The following is a 21,899-nucleotide window of genomic DNA, read 5'->3' as shown; positions in this document are numbered from 1 at the left end:
AATCTTACAGACTAGGGAGTGTAACTGATGCGTTCTGACGTCACATTCAACTCAGAAGAGCTAAGGGAACTGCTCAATTTGTGGTATATGAATATCAAATTGAAGAAAGTCCAAGCAGCGGAAAAGCTTAAAACGGAAGTATCCGAACAGCTCGCTAAAGGTGAAGCGAATGACGACGTCGTCAAGCTAGCACTTCTGATCCATAGCCGCCACCATATCCTATGCAAGAATTATTCCGAAGCAGAAAAGCTCATCAGCCAAGTAGAAGGCTTCTCCCCTTATCTCAAGGAAGAGCACCTCTACTATCTGCATCTGTTCAAAGGCATGTATCTGTATTCGACCAAGGATTATTACAATGCCATTGAGGAATACGGGGAAGTCGAACCCTACCTCGGCTATATCCAGGATGAAATCGAAAAAGCGGAATTCTTTGATCTGTTTGCATCGGCGCTTTATTACTTGGACTATACGAATCGGTCGGCTATATATGCGGAGAAGGCGATTTATATTTATCAGTTGTATCCTGCGTATGAGAAAAAGCTGACAAGAGCTAAAATCTTGATTGCTTTAAACTATATCGATATGTGTGAATTCGATTTAGCCGAAGAATATCTTCACTCTGCTTTACAGGATACTAATACGAAACATGATGTTATGGTGCAAGTTAGTGTCTATCATAACTTAGGGATTCTTTATGATCGAAAAGGACTCAATGAGGCAGCCAAACGTTATTTAACAAAGGTCATCCAGCATGAGGACTTCGAAAATTACTTATCTACTGTTTTTCTTTTATGCGAGATATCATTTCGGGAAAAGGAATATGAAAATGGGGTTACCTACCTTAAAATGGGTACAAGACGCTTGGAACAGGAACCAGATGAAGATTACTATTGGAAATTTCAGATCTTACACGCTAAATATATTGAACCAGATAAGTATATAGATACACTATCAAAAGCTGTAGATTACTTCTCAAGTGCTCATCGCATTTACGAGACGCAAAAATACGCTGATGAGCTAGCTAGCTATTTTAGTAATGAGAGAAATTTTGAAAAAGCGAATCATTTCTATCGGTTGGCTTTAGGTAATCAAAATAATATTATTATGTTCCATTCAAGGAGGTGATGATGATGACAAAGAAAAGAATCGTAGGATTACTAGTACTTGTAACAATCCTAAGCAGCATTGCAGGCATTTCATTCAATGATACTGCTGAAAAAGGACACCTGCCTAACGCACCTGTTTTGACGGACTTCTAATACTTAAAACAGAAAAACCGGCATCCGCCGGTTTTTCTTATTTTCCATATCTATAACTTGGTGCTCCCACTACATCTGTCTCATATACAAAGATACCACCAGCAAGTGGCTCCTTCTTCAAGTCTTCTTCCGTCAGACCCTGTCTTGCTGTCGTGATGTACAATGTCTTCCGTTCCGGACCACCGAACGCACAGCTTGTCACTTGACTGACTGGCAAATGTACATCCTCAAGCCGCTCACCTGTTTCAGGGTTCCATCGAGACACCTTGGATCCGCCATAATGTGCGACCCACAGATTGCCTTCTTCATCGATCGTCATACCGTCTGGTTTACCATCCTTGAACGAAACCACTGTACGAGGGTTGCTGATTTCGCCCTTCTCACCGTCGTAATCAAAGCATTGCACCTCGCCTGTCGGTGTATCAATATAGTAGAAAAACTTATGGTCCGGACTCCACGCAAGACCATTGGAGTTCCCAATACCATCAATGATGCGTGTCAGCGTTTGATCAACTTCCATACGATAAAAGGCTCCTTTATGGCCGCTACCCTTTTTCGGCATCGTACCTGCCCAAAGCCTCCCGTAAGGATCCGCCTTTCCATCATTGAAACGGTTGGAAGGTCTGTCAGTTTCCGGGCTGTGAAGCAGCACCTTCGCTTTGAGCTCGCTATCCGTTTCATAAATGCCTTCTTCCATCGCCATAATAAGTCCGCCATCCTTTTTCAGTATGACCGCTCCGATTTTCTGGTCGACTGGAATCTCCCGATGTTCTTCCGATTTCGTATCATATACATGAATTGCTTGACCATTTATATCCACCCAATATAACTCTTCCGTTTCTTCCCGCCAAAAAGGACCTTCGGCTAAGCTCTGTTTCGCGTCTAAGAATAATTTCGCTTCTGCCACTTTCTCCACTCCTTTACGTATGTATTACCTGCTATAGTAATAATACCATTATATGATTTACTTATTACCTGAATTGCTATCATCTAAGCATCCTATTGAAAAAAGGAGGGAATACGATGTTCGAAACAGAACGACTGCTTATTCGTCCGTATACAACTGAGGATCTTCCTTTTTTGGAGAGCTTGGTCAGCGACCCACGCGTGGTCCGTTATATCGGAAACGGAAAACCAAGAACAAAGGAAGGCGCCCGTTTATTTTTCAATTGGAATTTGTCTCATATGAAAGAAAAGCAGCCATTAGGGCTGCAGCTTTTGGTTGAGAAAGCTAGCGGGGAACCAATTGGCCACGCTGGGCTGGTTCCGCAGGAGATAGATGATGTAACGGAGGTTGAAGTTGGCTATTGGATTGCTCCAGCATATTGGGGAAAGGGTTTTGCCACTGAAGCTGCTGCTGCATTCCAGGAGATGGCATTCGATCAATTGAACGAAAATAGAATAATTGCCTTGATTTATCCCGGGAATATTGCCTCCTGCAGAGTTGCTGAGAAGCTAGGTATGCATATTTGGAAAACGATCGAGCGCCATAACAAGGAAGTATTCGTTTACGCCAAAGAAAAAACCCCTCCTATTTAGGAGGGGAGGAAATTATGCATCATAGCCATTCGGACGATTCTGATGCCATCTCCACGCATCACCGATGATGTCTTTCATATCTGTACGTGACGGATTCCATCCAAGTATTTCCTTCGCCTTCGCAGAGCTTGCGATCAAGACAGCTGGGTCACCAGCACGGCGCGGACCGACTTTGGCCGGGATTTCCTTGCCTGTTACTTCTCGTGCAACGTCAATCAACTCTTTAACAGAGAAGCCTTGGCTGGAGCCGAGGTTAAAGATATCGCTTTCCCCACCTTTATCCAAGTAATCTAACGCCAGCAAATGGGCATCGATCAAGTCAACAACATGGATATAGTCGCGGATACATGTTCCATCTTCTGTTGGATAGTCATCACCGAAGATGCTGATATGCTCACGCTGTCCAAGTGCTGTCTGGAGAATGATTGGAATCAGATGGCTTTCCGGATCATGATCTTCACCAATCTGTCCACTCGGATGAGCGCCAGCGACATTAAAGTAGCGTAGTGAGACATATTTAATACCGTATGCCTGGTCACACCACTTCATCATTTTTTCCATCATCAGCTTGGATTCACCGTAAGGACTTTCTGGATTTGTATCTAGATCCTCTGTAAGTGGCACAACGTTTGTATCGCCGTATGTCGCAGCTGTAGAAGAGAAGACAATTTTCTTTACTTCATGCTTACGCATTGTCTCAAGCAGCACCTGCATACCGTACACATTGTTACCAAAGTACTTCAAGGGATCTTCTACTGATTCTCCAACAAGGGAGCTAGCAGCAAAGTGGACAACCGCATCGACTTTTTCCTTTGTGAATACATCATCCAGGAATGCTGCATCACGAAGATCACCTTCATAAAAAATGGCATTCTTGTCGGCAGCTGCGGCATGACCTGTAATTATGTTATCAATAATGACTGCCTCATGCCCTTTCTCCAAAAGCATGGCTACTGCATGGGAACCAATATAACCTGCACCGCCTGTAACTAGTACTTTCATAGATTTTTCCTCGATTCTCTCTTATTATTATCACTCAAATTATAGCATGCTTGCGGTCAAATAAATGGTAAATTTTACACCTTATTCCATTCGTGAAGATGCAGACTGCGAACGCCATTAACCAAGTATGGATCCTGCTCAGCAAGCGTTCTTGCTTCTGCCTCGTCTTCTGCCTGATAGATAACCAGTCCGCCTGTTCCATCAGCGAGTGCTCCTCTTGCAAAGATAAATCCCTTTTCGTCCAAGTCAGCCAGGAAATCCAAATGTGCCTGGCGGTATTGCTGGTTCAATTCCGGTTTCTCCATTTTAAGGAATGCAGCAAAGTATTTCATTGGAAATCTCCCCTTCTATTTTATTCTGCGGTCTTGGCAAGCATGAGTGCTCCGACAATACCTGCATTATCCTCTAGACCTGGCGGAACGAGATAATTTTCCGGCAGCGGGACGTAGCGCTGCATAAGTGCTTCCAGCTCCTGCTGAACCATCTCATGAAGGCCCTCCTTCTTCATGACGCCGCCGCCCATGACGATTTTCTCCGGGCTGAGCACCAAGGTATAGCTCATGATTGCCTGAGCCAAATAATAGGCCTCCAGCTGCCATACCGCTTCTTGATGGTACAGCTTTTGTGCCTTCTCCCCCCAGCGTGCTTCAATGGCTGGTCCGGCTGCCAGCCCCTCCAAGCAGTCCTTATGGTACGGGCATTTCCCAGGATACGCATCATGCGTACTCCGACGGACAAGCAGATGACCCATTTCCGGATGGGAGAAGCCTCTTAAGGTTTCGCCATTCACAATGGCTCCTGCACCAATACCTGTTCCAACCGTAATATACAGACAGCTGCCTGCATGTTTTGCTGCTCCGTGCATATACTCCCCTAAAGCAGCTGCGTTCACATCGGTATCCATCTTTACCGGTACACCGAGCCTGTTTTTAAGCTCCGACAGCAGCGGATAGTCCTTCCACTGCAGCTTTGGTGTGTTGCCGATGGTGCCGTAAGTCGGACTGTCTTCTTTTACATCAACTGGCCCGAAGGCTCCGACTCCTAGTGCTTCGATCTGTTTGTCATGGAAGAAGTCAAACACCAGCTGCAGTGTTTCTTCCGGCTTCGTTGTCGGGAAAGATGCTCTTTCTTCTACATTTCCATGTTCATCACCAACAGCACAAACGAATTTTGTACCGCCAGCTTCAATTGCTCCATATCGCATCACTATCACCTCATTTGTCTCTCTTATTCTACTATGGGATTTTTCTCCTTCTCCGTCAATAGTTACCCCGGACTGTACAAATGCGGGAATTGTTATAAAATAGTAATACTGAATTGTATCTAATAATCTTAAAAACTAGATTAGTCTGTCAGAAATGGGGGATGCATGATGACTGCTCTGCAAGCAGTAACTGCATTTGCGCATGAACGCGATTTACGTAAAAGTTTTAATAAACTAGCCAGAAAAACTTTCGGCTTTGATTTTGAATTATTATATAAAAGCGGCTTGTGGAACGAACGCTATCATACCCATGCCTTCGCTGATGACAAACAAATTGTGGCGAATGTTTCTGTAAGCGCGCTCACAGTACATATCAACCAGCAGAAGACTAAGGCGGTTCAGATCGGAACCGTCATGACTGACCCAGGCTACCAGAACCAAGGACTGGCTACCCAGCTGCTGCAGCGTGTTATGCAGCAATACGAAACGGACAGTGATCTCATCTATCTGTTTTCCCGTCCAGGAGTGGAAAACTTCTACGAAAAACTCGGTTTCACTGCTGTGCAGGAAAAATTATTTTCCATTCCGGTATCTTCTGAGCCGCGCCCGGTGCCGGATTATCGGAAGCTGAAGCCAGCTGTCAACCCACAGGACATGGTTGTGCTGCTTGATCGCTATGGCAAACGCCATCCGCAATCCACCATTCTCGATGTGTCAGACGCTCAGCACATTCTTGGCTTCCACACATTATATGATCCAGAAATAGAGATTATTGAGCTATTGGAGCCTGCAGCCCTGCTGCTTTATAAAAAGATTGGGCAGAAAATGCATCTGTATGAAGTGATCAGTCAAACACGGCTTGTCTGGCGGCAGATTGCAGATTACGTCTCCCAGCCAGGGATAACCGAGGTCATCTTTCATTTCACACCGACTTTTCCGGACTTGGAGCCTCTCTCTCACACGCACACGGAACGAGATACACTCTTTGTAAACAAACCGGAGCTGCTGCCCGCAGATTTCCAGTTTCCCGAATTGTCCCACGCATAATATAATGGGAAGAAAGCTGTAATAGAAAGGAACGAAAAGCAATGCTAGATTTAGAAATGCTGAAAGACAAGGTCGAATTTTTCGAAGCACATGACTTGTCTACATTAGAAAAGAAAATCAATGAACAGATTCAGCACAACAAAGCAATTCTGCTTGAGCTTCACCATGTAGCGCATAACATGCACGTAGATGAGAATGGCAGACGGTTTTTTAGTGCTGTTGCTCATTTTAAATCAAAGTGAAGAAACCACATTAAAACTTCACACTAAAATACCGTCCATTCCGGACGGTATTTTTATATTCCTAGAAGATAATACCCGTAACAATCGCTACCGCAATTACAGCAAATGCTGTTCCGGTTGCCCAGAGAATGGTGAATCGCTGGAATTCTCCGAAGTCTACCTTCGACATTCCGACGAGCAAGTATGTAGCCGGAACGAGCGGGCTGAGTAAATGGACAGGCTGTCCAAGCAAGGATGCACGTGCAATTTCCGCTGCAGAGAAGCCATAGTTAGCTGCTGCTTCTGCCAGGATCGGAACAACACCAAAGTAATAGGCATCATTGGACATGAAGAATGTGAATGGAATACTTGTGACTGCAACGATGATACTGAAAGCAGGCCCCCATGAATCAGGAATGATGGAAATAAGGCTGGATGCCATAGCATCTACCATTTCAGTTCCTGATAGGATACCAGTGAAAATACCAGCTGCGAATACAAGCGATACGACGGCAAGTACGTTTCCAGCGTGATCAGCAATACGCTCTTTTTGCTGCTTCAGGTTCGGATAGTTGATTGTGATAGCAGCGGCAAATGCAAGCATGAACAATACCGGCAGCGGCATGATACCCTTGATCAAACCGAACATCAAAAGTGCAGTCAATGCAAAGTTGACCCACAATAGCTTCGGACGTTTCAGTGATGCATCGACTGTGGCAGCCTGCTGCTGCAGGATGCGCTGCTCTGCATCATCGAATGTAACAACACCAAGACGTTTCTTTTCCCTGCGTCCCATGATGAAGGCAGTGAAGAAAATCCAGATTGCTCCGCCGATCATAGTAGGGATTAGCGGAACGAATACATCGCCTACATCAACATTAAGGGCTGCAGCAGCACGCGCTGTCGGTCCGCCCCACGGCACCATGTTCGTCAAACTTACACACATGACGGCGATGGCAGGCAATATAAGCGGATTCATTTTCAGGCGCTGGTACAGCGGGAAGAACGCAGATACAGTAATCATATAGCTTGTCGTTCCATCTCCATCCAAGGACACGACAAGTGCAAGAGCAGCCGTACCCATAACGATCTTCGTCGGATCTCCTTTAACCGCTTTCAAAATACGGCCGACGACTGGATCGAATAAACCTGCATCAATCATGATCCCGAAATATAGAATCGCGAATAATAGCATGATTCCAGTTGGTGCTAAATCTGTGATACCTTGCAGTGACATTTCCCCTAAGTCACCTGCATGCCCGGTCAGAACTGCAAATATAGCCGGGATGATCATCAGCGCAATGAGCGCAGATAGCTTTTTCGTCATAATCAAATACATGAATAGAAAGACCATCAAGAATCCCATTATTGCTAACATGCTAAATCCCCCTCATCGTCTCCTGAAACAATTCCCCCAAATCCTAAGCAGCGTTGAATAATATATTACAACTATTGTATGCGCTTCCAAATATATTTTCAACAGTTTTGTTACTTTTTTAAGTAAGAAAAGTAGGCAGAGAAGTTGAAATGGCTCTGCGAAAGCTTTTCTTACTTAAAATCGGGTAGAATACCCTATGTTTACATCATTATAAACGCAAGTCACCCTATATACTGTATAACACTTATACATATAATGAGTTATACTAAATAACCTTGCCGAATTTCCAATTTTAATAAACCTATTGCATCCTGCACTCTATAACTTTTAGCTGCTTCTATTAAAATATATGCTCTATCCAAATAGGATGCCGGCCAAATACACTACGATGGTAACAGTAATGCTGCTCAAAATTGTCGTCACCAGGACAGTCTGCGCCGCTAAATCCGGATTGTTATTATACTCCAGTGCGAATATCGAACTGTTCCGGGAAGTCGGGAATGAGCTGGCAATGAACAGTGACTGTGCGACAGTTCCGTCCAGACCAAGCAGGAAAATGATACCCAAGGCTGCAGCAGGTCCGATCAACAGGCGAGCTATCGTACTCATATAAAGCACAACATGCGGACGCTTCAGCTGAATCTGTGCTACCTGGGCTCCAAGCGTGATTAAGGCAACAGCTAGGAAAGCATCAGCGATTGAAGTGATAGGATTCCATATAAAAGTCGGAATGTCCACATGGAATGATGCGCAAAGAATCCCTAGAATGATAGCATAAATCATCGGTAGCCGAACAAGCTCCTTCAATATAGCATTTCCTTGGCTTTTGACACTCACCATATTGTAAAGCCCATATGTAAAGGTGAGCAGATTCTGGTACACCATGACAATCAGCTGAATGGATACCCCTAGCGGATTTGACTGAAAAACAAGCTGACTGACTGGAATACCGTAGTTCCCCGAGTTCATGAGCACCACGCTGTTCTTATAGGTGGCAGCCACTCCTCTTTCAAGCTTGAACAGCCTGCTCGTAATCTCTGTAAAACCGACGGAAAACACTGTGAACAGCAGCAGGAATAAAATGATTTGACCGAACACCGAAAGCGGCATACTGCTTTGATACATATTGATAAAACCATTCACAGGAAGGAAGCAATACGTCAGCAGCTTGGACAAGGTCCCAAGCTGTAATGAAAATTTTCGCTGCAGGATAACACCAACAGCCAGCAAAATTAATAAAGGCGCAATTACTTCCAGGAAAATTAATGATAATACAGCCATGTGCTCCCTCCTTTTGTAAGCGTATACAGGCTCATTATACTGCTAACATTTTCAAAACTCTATAGGAAGCAATCAAAAAAACAGCCACCTTGTTGGTGGCTGTCACGGCTATGCACGCTTTCGAAGCTTATTGATGCCAAAGAATATGACACCTGCTGCCACTAGGGCAACCCCGCCCAGCAGCCAATTGAATACATTCGTACTTGTATTCGGCAATGGCTGTCCTTCTGCATCATCCGTATCTGATTTTGCAGAAGCAGCTGTCTGTCCACTATCCTTCTCATCAGTTGCTGGATCTGTCGTTGTAGTTTCCGTTACCGTTTCAGTTTCTTCTTCTACTTTTTCTGTCTCCTGCTTTGGTTCCTCATTTACCGGTGCAGTTGTCTCTTCCGCTGGTTCTTCCTTCTCCGGCTCATTCGGTTCTGTTACAGGCTGTTCAGGCTCTTCTTCCGGCACAGGTTCTGGCTGTGTTTCAGGCTTCTCCCCAAGTGCGTAGGCAGCAATTGTTCCTGACACTTCATGTGCCGCTAATAGCAGTGTCTGGCCAGTCGGACTTTCTTCTGCCGGTATGTATGTCAGCCCTTCCGGTGCCACATCGCCGCTTGCACTATCCACAGCTGCTTCATCTCCTTGGAAGTTCCGGCTGGAGAAATACGTTGAGAACGCCGGGCTGGCTGGATTTGTCACGTCATAAGCCATGATACCGCCTGTCCGCTCCAGACCGATGAATGCATATGTTTTGCCATCTATGTCTCCAGTAATGACTGTTTCTGGTTCCGGTCCTTTGTCGTCACTGCGGTTATCCAGCTTGTCTTCGTCGTTGGTCGTATTGAAATACTCTGGATTTGCTTCAGCTGTTATTTTCTCAAAATCAGCACCGCTATCGTATACTTGCTGCAGTGAATCTGCATCCCAGATCGAGAAGCTGCGCCCGCCGAATCCGTAAACTGCTTCATATTTACCCTCTGCATTTTTCGGTGCCACAATACTTGTGTTCAAACGGCCAAGCTTTTCATCTTCAAACAGCCCATCCTGCACAAGCTGATCAAGCTGCTCCTGTGTGTATCCTTGATATAAATCCGCATTCAATGCATAAGCATCCTCTGCTGCCAGATCCCCTACCCGCACTTCCTCTGAAAAGCCTTCCCAGTCCTGGGCATCACCTTCATTGGCAGTAATGAGATACGTCTTGCCACCTGATTGGAAAGCTGTCATCCCATCCGGCATATACATACTGAGCACCGGCCAATTGCCGATTTGGATACCCTCATCTTTATTGGATGGATCAAGTTCCACGCCCTCTTTGGAGAAATCCTTGTATCCTAAACTCTTCACCGTTGTGAAGCTGTTCGACTGCAAGTCAAGCTTTGCGATGGCATTGCTCTCCTGAATAGCGACATAAGCATAACGGTTGTCCTTGTCTACAGTTATGTATTCCGGCTCCAGGTTTTCAGCATACGTTGCGTTTTCCGGATCTGGATTCACTTTACGGACATCCGAATCGACGATGTCATCCGTAAAATTGGCTGATTCCGCTGTAAGGTTGTCCAACCCACTTCCTACATTAATAATGCTAACCGAGCCCTCTGGATTGACTGTGTAATCATCGGAAGGCTCCCCCTCATTGGCAACAAGCACCTTTGTGCCGTCGTGGGTGAAAGTAACCATATCCGGCAAAGCTCCGACCTCGACACTAGCAAGCTTGTTCCCGTCTGTATCTAGCAAGACGACATGACCTGGATCGGTCTTGACCTCACTAGGTACCGACACCGCAATATAATCACCTTCCGGGTGGATAGCTACGCTAGTCACATCGGAAGCACTTACCCCAAACGATTCCAGAGACACCCGTTTCAGAAGCGGAATCTCTCCATTCCCATCCTTCAATCCATTCAAATCGAGAATATCCAGAGCTCTCGCAGCACCATTCACTGAAAAGGCACGTTTTGAATTAGCATCGTACGCTACAATCTCTGTACCGCCTTCACCAATACCGCTGCCGCTGTTATAGCGGCCAATCTGTTCTACTTGAAGTGCTTGCGCTTGACCTCTGTTGTATACCTTCAGCTCTTCTGCATGCCCGACAGCAGGCAATGCTAAACTAGCCGCCGCCAGCGACATAGCCGTCCACTTCTTCCAACTCTTCACCTTCGCCACCCCAACTCTATCATTAGAATATGTATGATAGTCATGATAGCTTAGTGGCGTGAAGTTCCTGTTAAAAGTGTATGAAGTTCTTGTAATGTTGCAGGACAAAAAAGAAGACTGCCATTTCATGGCAGCCTTCAAGTTTCATTCACCGTATCCCTCAACGTCCCCAACGCTTTAAAGATACTATCGTTTGATGGTAAATCATCGCCTGCACATTATCTAGTAAACAGAAAATACATGGACAATAGACAAGCATAGAACAATCCAGATACCAGAATGGCATTCCACAAACCAACAAAAAAGTCGTTTTCTTTCAGGATCATTGGTCCATCCTTTCTTCAGCAACAGCAGGGTTTTCTTATATCATTATCGGTTTGTATCTGCTCTTCTTTAGATGTTTACCAATATTCCTATGAAGTTGTTGTAAATCCACTGGTAGCGAGATCTTCCAAAGTGAAGCACATCATCAGCTCTTTTGTACATCTATTAATTTACCAGTTACAGCAACTCGCTGTTTTCCTGAGAGCGTACATGTAACTAACGTAATCTCTGGTTCATCTGTATTTTCCAGTATCGCGATATTGTTAGGCTCAACAATCTTTACACTGTCTACTTCGTAGATATAGGTCGCATCCTTATCCTGAAGTTTAATTTCTGCTCCTGCCTTCACCTCAGGCAACTGTCTGAAGAAACGATCGCCGCGGTATCCACGATGGCCAGCTATCGAGAAATTGTCCTTAGCAGGATTCTGATCCGTCTTAATTTGCGTCAGCGCTGCAGCTAAATTCTCATCAGTTGTCTCATTAAGCACATATTGCTCTAATTCGATTGATGGAATTTCGAGCTTCATCATATTCGCTAATTCATCCTCCGACCACTTTTGACCTTGCTCTCCCCCTGCTTGCGGTACGTCTCCTGCCTCAATACTGGCGAATGCTTTTTCTAATTCACTTACTTCTTTCGCATGCATTTTTTCTATAGAGAGGGGAGTGGCAACTAGCGCCACTCCTAGCAAAAGAAACACAACCCCTGCTATCAGTTTCCCTTTTTTCATCCTACTGCCTCTTTCTTACTGTCTGTGTTCGGAATGCGTTCCAAATGAACAACCCTCCAACACCGAACGATATGATACCAGCCATCAGTATCAATGATAGGAGCTGCTCGCCAGTCTGCGGCAAACTTGCTGGCAGTCCATTTTGGTTATTAGCAGTTGGTTTTGCACCTTTTCCGTCACCTGCTGCAGGAACAGTAGTGTTTCCTGGAGCAGGATCTTTATCGGATCCATTTGGTGTATCACCATTTGCTGGCTGCTCCGGCGTGTTAGGCTCTTCTGGTTCCTCAGGATTCTCTGGTGTTTGTTCGCGTGTATTTGTCACCGTAACAACTACTGCTTCCACTTGCGCTTTTTCAACTGTAAATGCAATAGACTTATCATCTAGCTGATATCCAGCCGGAGCCTTTGTTTCAACGAATTGATAGTTTCCTGGCTTCAGATCGTTAATCGTTATTTGACCAGCTTCGTCAGTAACTAGGTCTTCTTGAATTGTTTCGCCTTTGTCATTTACTAGTTTGAAAACAGCGCCTTTTAGTTTCTCAGTACTATCATCTGCATCGACTTTCTCCAATACAGCTGTTCCTGGCGTCAATTCGTTTACTGCTGTGACAACTGCAGCTTCTTTTTGACCTTTTTCTACAGTCACTTCGATAGGTGTAGTATCCAGCTCATACCCGACAGGTGCCTTCGTTTCAACGAATGTGTAAGAACCTGGTGCAAGATCTTCGACTATGATGCGTCCTTCGCTGTCGGTGTGCAAATGGTCTTTCACTACATTACCCTTTTCATCCAACAAACGGAATTCCGCATCAGCAAGATGAGTTTCCGGATTGTCCTTATCTACTTTAACAAGCGACACAATGCCTGGCTGAAGCGTATTTTCCGCTGCTACTGCCAGTGGTGTTTGCTGCCCTTTTTCAATTGTGAAGTTTATCGGTGTTTCATCCAGCACATAATTTTCTGGAGCACTGGTTTCGATTAGCTGGTAATCTCCCGGCTTCAGATTTGTTATTGTCAGAAGCCCATCGATATTCGTTGTCAGACCTTCCTGCAGTGTTTCTCCATTGCTATCCAGCAAACGGAATACAGCTCCCGCTAATCTGATGTTGTTATCCTTGCTGTCCACTTTCTCCAGGTGAACTGCTCCTGTTGAAAGTTGATTGTCCAGCTGAATCACGGCAGTTTCTTGCTGGCTGCGTTCAATTGTGACCTGTTTCGGTGTCGGATCCAAGTCATAGCCGAATGGCGCTTCTGTTTCCTTGATAATATAATCACCAGGAACTAGATCACTAAATTGCAGCTTTCCTTCTTTATCCGTCTTACCGGAAGCTATTTTTTCTCCAGCAGCTGTCAACAGGTCGAATGAAGCTCCCTCTAACCCAACTGTTTCATCCTCACTGTCAACTTTATAAATTTCCAATGATCCTTTTTTCAGATCATTCTCTGCTGTAACTGTTACTTTTTCTGTCTGACTTCTTTCAATTGTGAACGGAATTGGCGTGCTATCTGTCAGGAAGTCAGTCGGTGCTTCTGTCTCAACAAATTGATAGCTTCCCGGTGCCAGACCGTCGATTGTTATCTTACCAGCTTCATCTGTCGTCAAATTCTTTTCGATGACATTGCCATCCTGATCTTGCAGGTCAAATACAGCTCCCCCAAGTTTTTCGCTATTGTCATGCACGTTGACTTTCGTCAATTCCACTCCGCCAGGGATGAGTGTATTCTTTGCTGTAATGAGTAATGGCTCTTTCTGACTCTTCGCAATCTCGAAGTCTATCGGTTTGTCATCTAGCACATAATCTGCTGGTGCTTTGGTTTCAACGAACTGGTATGCACCAGGTTTGAGATTTTCCACTACTATTCTGCCGTTTTCATCTGTCTTCAGTTTCTCTGCCACAACGCTGCCTTTGTTGTCCACCAGCTTGAATTCTGCGTCGGCCAGTGTAATAGATTCATCCACGCTGTCTTTCTTTTCTAACACAACACTTCCAGGAATCAGCTCGTTTTCTGCGTATACTACAGCAGCTTCCTTCTGACTCCGTGTAACTTCCACATCAATTGGTGTTGCATCCAGCACGTAATTTTCCGGTGCTTTCGTTTCAATGAATTGATACTTACCTGGTGCAAGATCTGTAACAATGATACGTCCATTTTGATCAGTGACCAAGTTTTCCTGGACAGTTGCCCCAGTATCATCAACTAGCTTGTATTCTGCTCCAGAGAGTGGCACATTTTCATTATCTTTATCCAATTTGATCAAAGATACAGCACCAGGTGTCAGTGTATTTTCCACCTCCACAGTCGGGATGACTTGCTGTCCTTTTTCGATTGTGAAAATGATTGGTGTACCGTCCAACTTATAATCTGTCGGTGCTTGGGTTTCGATCAGCTGATAATCACCCGGTTTTAAATCTGTGATGGATAGTTCGCCATTTTCATTGGTTGTTAGTCCTTCTTTAATCGTCTTGCCTGTTTCATCCTGCAATTCGAATACCGCTCCGGTAAGGCCTATCGTATTCTCTTTGCTGTCGACTTTCTTCAATAAAACAGAACCTGTTGTCAATTCGTCCACTTGCTGCACTGCAAGCAGCTGTTCTTGGCTGCGATCTACTGTTACAGGGATTGGATCCGCATTCAACTCATAACCAAATGGCGCTTTTGTTTCGACAATCTCATAATCGCCAGGAAGCAGATCTTCGAATTGAATTTTTCCTGTCTCATCCGTTTTGCCTGTTGCAACGACGTCTCCAGCTTTTGTCCGAAGCTCGTATTCTGCGCCTTCCAGACCTTTTTCCAAATTGTCTTCGCCGACTTTAGTGATCTCAACAGCGCCTCTTTTCAACTCGTTGACAGCTGATACAGATACTGCTTTCTCTTGGCTGCGCGCAATTTCGAATGTGATTGGCGTTGCATCCAAAACAAAGTGCTCTGGCGCTTTCACTTCTACAAATTGATATTTTCCTGGCGCTAGACCAGATACAGCAATTTTGCCGTTTTCATCAGTCACTAGATTTTCTTTCACAACATTGCCTGATGCATCCTTCAGAGCATATTCTGCACCAGCTAATGTTTCGCCTGTATTGTGTTTATTGACCTTCGTCAGTTCGACCTCGCCTGGCTTCAGCGTGTTCGTCTGTTGAATCACGAGCGCTTCTTTCTGGCTCTTTTCAACAGTGAATTTTATTGGTTCTGCATCCAGCTCATAATCTTTTGGTGCATCGATTTCAATGAACTGGTACTCGCCTGGCTTCAAGTTGTCGACTGTGATACGTCCGTCTTTATCCGTTACCAATCTTTCTTCCACAACATCGCCCTTACTGTTCACCAGCTTGAAGGAAGCACCTTCCAGCGTAATGCTGTGATCGGCACTATCCATCTTCTCCAGTACCACACTTCCTGGAATAAGCGTATTCGTAGCAGTGACAACAGCAGCTTCTTGCTGTCCCTTTGCCACTTTCACCTCAATTGGTGTTTCGTCCAGCTGGTAATGTTCCGGTGCTTTTGTCTCCACGAAATAATAAGTTCCTGGAGCAAGATCTTCAACAACAATTCTTCCTTCTTCGTTCGTAACAAGATTATCTTTCACAATCTCGCCACTCGCATCTTGCAGTTTGTACTCTGCGCCTGCCAGACGAAGATTCTGATCATCTTCATCTACCTTGACCAAAGAAACTGCTCCTGGAGTAAGTGTATTCTCCGCTCTGACCTGGGCAGCTTCCGCTTGACTGCGCTCGATCGTAAATGGAAGTCTTTCTCCATTCAACTCATAATTCACCGGTGCTTTCGTTTCTTGGAAATAATAGCTGCCTGGCTGCAAATCGGAAACAGTCAGCTTTCCTTCTGCATCAGTCTTTAATCCTTCATGGATGAGCTCTCCATTTTCTTTATAAAGCGAAAACTCTGCATCAGCTAGAAGGGAATTATCTCTATCATCTACCTTTGTCAAAATGACTTCTCCTGGCAAAAGCTTGTTGCTCATTTCACGCTCTACCTGAACCGTTGCTTCATTGCTTTTCTCGATTGTGAAGGCTATTGGTGTCTGATCAAGTTGATAATCCTTTGGTGCTATTGTTTCGACCAACTGATAGTCACCAGGTGCAAGCTGATCGACAACGAGTACACCAGCTTCATTTGTTGTCAGGCCTTCTTTCAGCGTCTTGCCGTCCGCTGTTTGCAATTCAAACACAGCTCCTGCAAGCAATGTCTCCTTCTGGTCCCTATCTACCTTTGTCAGTTGAATAGCGCCAGTGACTAGCTTATTTTGAATTTTACCAAGATCAATTTCAGCCTGTTTAGCTGGATTAATTTCAAACTCATGCACTGCTGTGTCCAGCTGGTAGAATTCCGGTGCTTTCGTTTCCACGATTGCATATTTGCCTGGTCGCAAATCCTTTACTTCCACCAAACCATTTTCATCGCTTGTAAGATTATCTTTAACGACTTTGCCTGCGGCGTCTTTCAAAGTGAAGACTGCACCCTGCAATGGGTTGCCTGCTTCATCGACCTTCTGCAGTTTCACACTGCCCTTTTTGACTGCATTGTCTTTTGTGACAGTCGTCACAGTTGTCTGGTCGGATTTGATTTCAAAGTAAACAGGATCTTTATTTAATTCGTATAGATCCGGTGCCTCTGTCTCCATAAAACGGTAATTGCCAGCATCTAAATCTGTTACCGAAATCGTTCCATCTTCATCTGTTGTCAAGTTCTCCTGGATTTGTTTCCATTCCCCATCCACTTGCTGCTCCAATGCGAAAACTGCTCCTTGAAGCTTCTCTCTCGTTTCACTATCATATTTCGTCAGTTTCACATCTCGTGTGATTTCTTTGTTTTGAATAATCGTTTTTGTGTCGCCATCCACAGTAACTTTTTTTGTATCCTGGATGCCCACCACATAGCCAACTGGCGCTTTATCTTCTTTCAGAAGATAATCGTCATACAGCAGATTCTTGAATAACGCTTTTCCGTCTTCGCCTGTTGTCACTGTACGGATTGCGATCTTTCCTTCACTGTCGTACAACGTGAATGTTGCACCAGCTAATGCCTCGCCTGTCTCTGCATCCACTTTGGACACTTCCAAGCTGCCGTATTCTCCCGAGCCAGTACCACTGCCCCCGCTTTTGTGGACAATGATTGTCTTGCCAGATTCGACTGTTTCCGTTGTGATATTTTCACCGGAGAAGGTTGCTTTGTTGCTGACCGACTCACCGTTTGCGGCATTGATATACGATTGGTATTCCAGGATATAAGCACGATCAATATCATCCAGGAACGATAACTCAAACGTCTGGCTGCCATCATCAGCTGTCATGATATCGAGCTTATAAGCCTCTTTCGACACTTCCTCTCCTTTTGAAAGACCGCCATTTTGCGCAACATTCGTTTCATATAGCTTGAAGCTGTCTTCTAAAAGGATTTGGTTGGCTTGCTGTTCATCTGTCACTTTCGCTTTCGATACATGTGATTGCCCTTTATTGATGTCAATCTTCCAATTGATTACGTTTCCGTTTTGGGTGCCATCCTTTACGTTATAGCTGCCGCCATTCGCAACGGAAACCTGCGCGTTCAAATTGATCGGTTCTTTGCCATCACTCGTCAGCGTAGCGGTGTTATCGTAACGATTGACAATCAGCTCCCCAGCAAGGCTGGTTTTGTATTCGATCCAATATGCTTTACTGTTATCTTTAAGAATGTGCACCTTAAAACCAGGTTCATTCTTATCATTCTTAACAGTTTCCAGATTATAATCTGTGCCTTCTTGCAGCTCTGCACCTTTTCTGACACCATTATTGCCGCCAGTCAGCTCTACTTCATACACCTTCAATGAGCCATCAACTAAGTTTTGCTTGCCTTGGATGTAATCTGTCACAACAATATTATCCAAGTCCTTCAAGTCATAGTTGACTCCGACATTCCATGTGATTTCTTTTGAAACAGCATTATAAGAACCGTTCTTGAATCCGTTGTTTACTGTGTAGTTATCCGGATTGAATCCTGCTGCCGCTTCTTTGGTCTGGTCATTGCCTGATTCATCTTTCCAATCAAGCTGGACATGGTTTCGGAATTGTTTTTGTTCTCCAAGCTGGTCGTAATTAAATGCAGTAGTATAGGTAATGCGATACGGTGTCTTGATCTCGTTTTTGAATTTGATCGTAAATCCGTCTGCTGATACGACAAGTTCATAATCGTTTTCGGATACTGTTTCACTAGTAGCACGATCTACTATCTTAAACGTATCCTCTTTCATCGTCAGTCCCTTGTTCGGGTACGTGTCTGTAATAAAAACATCTGTCATCTTATGGGAATCTTTATTGAAATCAATGGTCCAGTTATTCGTTTTATCCTTATAGTTAACATTGGAGTAGCCCTTGGAAAGTACTTGCTGACTGACTCCTTGACCCGTTTCACTAGTGTTTTCTCCGACTACCACACTATTGTTGATGCGGCCGTCATCCATAACCCGGCCATCAGCTTTTGTCTGATACGTTATCTTGTAAGCGTTCTGGATATCTTCTTTAAATTGGAGCTGGAATCCGCGCTTTCCATCCGCAGCAGGCTGTTCATCTACTTGATAGTTCGTATACGGTTCGGCCCCTGTTTCCTGTCCATTTTCACCAATCGTGATTTTTTCGACATTCAATGAGTCACGGATCAGTAAGTGGCTAGCATCGAATAAGTCTTGCAATACAGCGTCTTGCTGCTGAATGTTTTTTTCATTGTAGTTGTATTGAATTTCCCATGTGATTGTTTGCTTTGCGGCATCATAAGCGATACTGCGTTTCGCAAGCGGTTTACCCCGGCTCACACTGACAGAAGCCTTTGCAGACAATTCTTCGGTGTTCGAACCTGCTAGGAATGCTGTATTCTCATATCTCGTACCTTCAGCATCCGTAATATCTGTCATGAACTCCACACGGTAAGCATCTTTAAGCTGACCGAAATTGATCTGGAAAGGTTCCTCTTGGACCGTATAGGCGGAAGGACTTACCTCTTCCCCTTGCTTCACACTGCCATCCAGCTGAACATCCAGCTTATACACCTTGATAGAATCAGGCTGCAGCTGTTGATTGGCTTGAAGCGGGTCCTTCAGAACAGCATCTTCGATAGTCTTCAGCTGTTTATTGAAATCAACTGTCCAAGTAATTTCTTTTGCGTTATAGCCGCGATCTGTCTTCCCGGATTTATCAATTGCATTTCCAGGCTTCGGCTGGAATTTAACTGGGATTACCGCTACATCTTCTTCTTTGATCGTAAAAATGATTTCCTGTTCGATACTTCCTTCAGTTCTTTCATGGAACTCTGTCCAGAAATGCAATGTACCTTTTACATTGGATAGCTTAGTAATATTGTCATTGAAGGTCATGACAACCGTACCATCCATGCTCATCTTATAAGTTCCGACACTTTCACTCCCAAATTGAAGCTGGCCATCTACATCGTTATAAAGCTTAAAGTAGGCTGGCAAAGAGAAAGTAAAAGTCGATCCCGCTCCGTATGAATGGCCATTTTGCAAGGCCCAATCCATATCAATGGTAACTTCATCCCCTAAAGCAGGCTGATTATCCGGGTTTTCATCAGCATGTATGATGTTTCCGTCTTTGTCCTTTAATACGATGTTTGAGATGATATTCTCTTCTATTTCACCTGTAAGGCGATTTTGGGCTGCAATTTCATTGTTTGCCTGTTTTACTTCAGCGTTTTCTTCAGCCTGCTCTTGATCTGTGTCCTCAGTCTCTTCTTTCACAGGCTCATCTGTTTCCTCTGTCTTGCCAGCTGCAGCTTCTTCCGCTGCTTTTTCTTCTTCCACAGGCTGCTCCTCTTCCTTCACTGGTTCAGCTGGAAGCTCATCTCCTTGTGGTTCCTCTGAAGGCTCTTCCTCCGGCAGCGGTTCTTTCTCAGCTGCTGGATTCAAAAATAGCGGAATTATCTGTTCTTTATTTTCAACGTAGAATGTTAAGTTCGTCTCTTGTTCCTCGCTGGCTTGAAGGGTCTGAACAACCTGTGCTGTTACCTCCAGCTCCCCGCTTGCAGGCTCTTGTTCTTCATTCGTAAATTGGAAAGATAATACCCCATCTTTCAGTTCATAAATTCCGACTTCGGCTTCTTCTACATTAAGCAGAGTTGTTGATTCAATTGATGTAAAGTCAAGTTGGTCTGGTAGTGTAATCTTGTATGTATGATCTGATGTGTGCTGGTTTTTGTTCCAATTCACTTTCAGTTTCAGCTGTGCGTTTCTGTCTAGACGATTATCAGAACTGATAGTGTTGTCTTCTCCATCAGTTACTTCGATTACCGCCTCAAAAGCTTCCGGATCATTTCCTTCTGCAAAAACTTGTGCGGTTCCAAGTGAACCGGACAACACAGTTTGCATAAGCAGGATGGCAATAAGCATCATTACAGGAATCTTTCTTATCACTCTCTCGTTCTCCTCTACAATTTTTTATCGGGTACTGCTCAGACTTCCTCACATTAGCAAAGGCTTCTGAACAAAAACTGTACATTTTATCCAAAAAGGAGTGATAAAAGACCTGCAAATATTGTCGAAAGGCAATAATTCTTCCAAATAAAGGCTGATTTCCCACAACTGATTGTTATAATACTAGCTAGATGACTTTATGCAGGAGGCTATAGTATGAAAGTGATGCTCGTAGACGATGAGCCGTTAGCGCTGCAATTTCTCGAAACACAATTACATAGCATTGGAGAATTTAAGATTGTCGGTGCTTATCAAACATCTCGTGGAATAACCGAAAAAATTAAAGAAAAGAAACCTGAACTTCTTTTTCTAGATATAAAGATCGGCTCTGTAAATGGCGTCGAACTTGCGGCAGTCATACAAGAAGAACAGCCAAATTTACCAATTGTATTTGTAACCGGCTTTCATGAATATGCCGTTCAGGCATTTGAATTAAATGCACTGGATTATATTGTGAAGCCAATTCAGAAAGACAGATTACGGAAGACGATCCAGCGCTTGTATACGGACGGACAGAAAAATACATCTCATGCACCTATACAGATAAACTGTATGCCAACATTACAATTTCGTCAGAATGGTGAGACATTGCCTGTACAATGGAGAACATCAAAAGCGAAGGAGGTATTTTGCTATCTGCTTCATCATGCAGGAAAGCCGATACGCAAAGATGTATTGATTGAAGAGTTCTGGAAAGATAAGGAGCCAGAGAAGGCTTTTACGCAGCTGTATTCCACGATCTATGTTATCCGGAAGACCTTGGCTGCATCGCTTCCAGGCCTGTCATTGAGCAGCGCCAATCAGTGCTATCAGCTACACCTGGGAGATGCTGAAGTGGATGTTATGGAATGGCGGAATCAAATAACCCATTTACCGGAACTAACTGAACATTCTCTAACCACTTATCAGAGACTGCTGCTGCGACAATACAAAGGGGATTATTTCTCTGCAGAGACTTACGCCTGGGCAGAATCAGAGCAAAGGCAGCTGAGAGAGATTTGGTATAAAACCGCAGCACAGGTCGGCTTATTCTTAGAGGAGCAGAACATATTGGAAGATGCTACTTCCCTTTACTTGCGTATGCAATCGGATTATCCGTATATTGCACACAGTTATATACGTCTCATGCATCTATACGATAGCTTTGGGGAAACCGGAGAAGTTGTCAGTCACTATGAACGCTTAAAGCAGATGCTGGATGAAGAATTTGATATTGCTCCAGAGGCAGAACTGATGGATTGGTATGAATCGTGGAGAAAGCGGCATATGCAGGCCTAACTAGCAGGAGGA

At 44.4% G+C, this 21,899-nt stretch carries 15 protein-coding genes; 6 read left to right on the top strand and 9 right to left on the bottom strand.

Annotated elements, in window-relative coordinates:
* The first annotated feature begins 27 nt into the window (after positions 1-27).
* Together ACH6C1_RS03870 and ACH6C1_RS03865 are read left to right on the top strand one after the other, a co-directional pair.
* Complete coding sequence (locus tag ACH6C1_RS03870) at positions 28-1,125, top strand: response regulator aspartate phosphatase (RefSeq protein ID WP_095220866.1); 1,098 nt, start codon at positions 28-30, stop codon at positions 1,123-1,125.
* A gap of 5 nt (positions 1,126-1,130) precedes the next feature.
* Positions 1,131-1,259 (top strand): hypothetical protein, encoded by a 129-nt coding sequence (locus ACH6C1_RS03865; RefSeq protein ID WP_286160643.1) that lies wholly within the window; start codon positions 1,131-1,133, stop codon positions 1,257-1,259.
* Between the two features lie 37 nt (positions 1,260-1,296).
* Here the strand turns inward: ACH6C1_RS03865 and ACH6C1_RS03860 are convergent, their stop codons facing one another.
* Complete coding sequence (locus ACH6C1_RS03860) at positions 1,297-2,166, bottom strand: SMP-30/gluconolactonase/LRE family protein (protein ID WP_374074758.1); 870 nt, start codon at positions 2,164-2,166, stop codon at positions 1,297-1,299.
* Positions 2,167-2,282: 116 nt separating this feature from the next.
* On the opposite strand from ACH6C1_RS03860, the gene ACH6C1_RS03855 reads away from it, so the two are divergent.
* Complete coding sequence (locus ACH6C1_RS03855; RefSeq protein ID WP_374074756.1) at positions 2,283-2,798, top strand: GNAT family N-acetyltransferase; 516 nt, start codon at positions 2,283-2,285, stop codon at positions 2,796-2,798.
* 12 nt (positions 2,799-2,810) lie between these two features.
* Here the strand turns inward: ACH6C1_RS03855 and galE are convergent, their stop codons facing one another.
* The 3 genes from galE to ACH6C1_RS03840 all read right to left on the bottom strand — a co-directional run bounded on the left by galE (position 2,811) and on the right by ACH6C1_RS03840 (position 5,007).
* Complete coding sequence (gene galE, locus ACH6C1_RS03850; RefSeq protein ID WP_374074754.1) at positions 2,811-3,800, bottom strand: UDP-glucose 4-epimerase GalE; 990 nt, start codon at positions 3,798-3,800, stop codon at positions 2,811-2,813.
* A gap of 74 nt (positions 3,801-3,874) precedes the next feature.
* Complete coding sequence (locus ACH6C1_RS03845) at positions 3,875-4,132, bottom strand: YciI family protein (RefSeq protein ID WP_374074752.1); 258 nt, start codon at positions 4,130-4,132, stop codon at positions 3,875-3,877.
* Between the two features lie 20 nt (positions 4,133-4,152).
* Positions 4,153-5,007 (bottom strand): ROK family protein, encoded by an 855-nt coding sequence (locus tag ACH6C1_RS03840; protein WP_374074750.1) that lies wholly within the window; start codon positions 5,005-5,007, stop codon positions 4,153-4,155.
* Between the two features lie 162 nt (positions 5,008-5,169).
* Here ACH6C1_RS03840 and ACH6C1_RS03835 point away from each other — a divergent pair, with 162 nt between their 5' ends.
* On the top strand, positions 5,170-6,051 hold the full coding sequence (locus ACH6C1_RS03835; RefSeq protein ID WP_374074748.1) for a GNAT family N-acetyltransferase: 882 nt from the start codon (positions 5,170-5,172) through the stop codon (positions 6,049-6,051).
* Between the two features lie 41 nt (positions 6,052-6,092).
* Entirely contained in the window at positions 6,093-6,293 is a 201-nt protein-coding gene (locus tag ACH6C1_RS03830) for a DUF2536 family protein (protein ID WP_095220873.1), read from the top strand.
* 61 nt (positions 6,294-6,354) lie between these two features.
* Here the strand turns inward: ACH6C1_RS03830 and ACH6C1_RS03825 are convergent, their stop codons facing one another.
* The 5 genes from ACH6C1_RS03825 to ACH6C1_RS03805 all read right to left on the bottom strand — a co-directional run bounded on the left by ACH6C1_RS03825 (position 6,355) and on the right by ACH6C1_RS03805 (position 20,549).
* The gene (locus tag ACH6C1_RS03825) at positions 6,355-7,650 is read right to left on the bottom strand and encodes a CitMHS family transporter (RefSeq protein ID WP_095220874.1); all 1,296 of its coding nucleotides are present in this window, start codon (positions 7,648-7,650) and stop codon (positions 6,355-6,357) included.
* 354 nt (positions 7,651-8,004) lie between these two features.
* Positions 8,005-8,931 (bottom strand): AEC family transporter, encoded by a 927-nt coding sequence (locus ACH6C1_RS03820; RefSeq protein ID WP_374074746.1) that lies wholly within the window; start codon positions 8,929-8,931, stop codon positions 8,005-8,007.
* Between the two features lie 108 nt (positions 8,932-9,039).
* Positions 9,040-11,079: a choice-of-anchor I family protein gene (locus ACH6C1_RS03815; protein ID WP_374074744.1), complete on the bottom strand. Its 2,040-nt coding sequence runs from the start codon at positions 11,077-11,079 to the stop codon at positions 9,040-9,042.
* Between the two features lie 469 nt (positions 11,080-11,548).
* Positions 11,549-12,136 carry a class D sortase gene (locus ACH6C1_RS03810; protein ID WP_374074742.1) on the bottom strand — a complete coding sequence of 196 codons (588 nt, stop codon included), beginning with the start codon at positions 12,134-12,136 and terminating at the stop codon, positions 11,549-11,551.
* A gap of 1 nt (position 12,137) precedes the next feature.
* On the bottom strand, positions 12,138-20,549 hold the full coding sequence (locus ACH6C1_RS03805) for a SpaA isopeptide-forming pilin-related protein (protein ID WP_374074740.1): 8,412 nt from the start codon (positions 20,547-20,549) through the stop codon (positions 12,138-12,140).
* Between the two features lie 216 nt (positions 20,550-20,765).
* Here ACH6C1_RS03805 and ACH6C1_RS03800 point away from each other — a divergent pair, with 216 nt between their 5' ends.
* On the top strand, positions 20,766-21,887 hold the full coding sequence (locus tag ACH6C1_RS03800; protein ID WP_374074738.1) for a response regulator: 1,122 nt from the start codon (positions 20,766-20,768) through the stop codon (positions 21,885-21,887).
* Positions 21,888-21,899 lie beyond the last annotated feature (12 nt).

Origin of the sequence: Terribacillus sp. JSM ZJ617, from assembly GCF_044383785.1 — a bacterium.
Taxonomy (GTDB): domain Bacteria; phylum Bacillota; class Bacilli; order Bacillales; family Amphibacillaceae; genus Terribacillus.
Note: the sequence above shows the minus strand (reverse complement) of the source record. Positions and strands in the feature narration are given on the sequence as shown.

Excerpts from the sequence above, each read along its gene's own strand:
- ACH6C1_RS03870 (WP_095220866.1), top strand. The coding sequence starts at position 28 with ATGCGTTCTGACGTCACATTCAACTCAGAAGAGCTAAGGGAACTGCTC.
- ACH6C1_RS03865 (WP_286160643.1), top strand. The coding sequence starts at position 1,131 with ATGACAAAGAAAAGAATCGTAGGATTACTAGTACTTGTAACAATCCTA.
- ACH6C1_RS03855 (WP_374074756.1), top strand. The coding sequence starts at position 2,283 with ATGTTCGAAACAGAACGACTGCTTATTCGTCCGTATACAACTGAGGAT.
- galE (WP_374074754.1), bottom strand. The coding sequence starts at position 3,800 with ATGAAAGTACTAGTTACAGGCGGTGCAGGTTATATTGGTTCCCATGCA.
- ACH6C1_RS03845 (WP_374074752.1), bottom strand. The coding sequence starts at position 4,132 with ATGAAATACTTTGCTGCATTCCTTAAAATGGAGAAACCGGAATTGAAC.
- ACH6C1_RS03835 (WP_374074748.1), top strand. The coding sequence starts at position 5,170 with ATGATGACTGCTCTGCAAGCAGTAACTGCATTTGCGCATGAACGCGAT.
- ACH6C1_RS03830 (WP_095220873.1), top strand. The coding sequence starts at position 6,093 with ATGCTAGATTTAGAAATGCTGAAAGACAAGGTCGAATTTTTCGAAGCA.
- ACH6C1_RS03825 (WP_095220874.1), bottom strand. The coding sequence starts at position 7,650 with ATGTTAGCAATAATGGGATTCTTGATGGTCTTTCTATTCATGTATTTG.
- ACH6C1_RS03820 (WP_374074746.1), bottom strand. The coding sequence starts at position 8,931 with ATGGCTGTATTATCATTAATTTTCCTGGAAGTAATTGCGCCTTTATTA.
- ACH6C1_RS03810 (WP_374074742.1), bottom strand. The coding sequence starts at position 12,136 with ATGAAAAAAGGGAAACTGATAGCAGGGGTTGTGTTTCTTTTGCTAGGA.
- ACH6C1_RS03800 (WP_374074738.1), top strand. The coding sequence starts at position 20,766 with ATGAAAGTGATGCTCGTAGACGATGAGCCGTTAGCGCTGCAATTTCTC.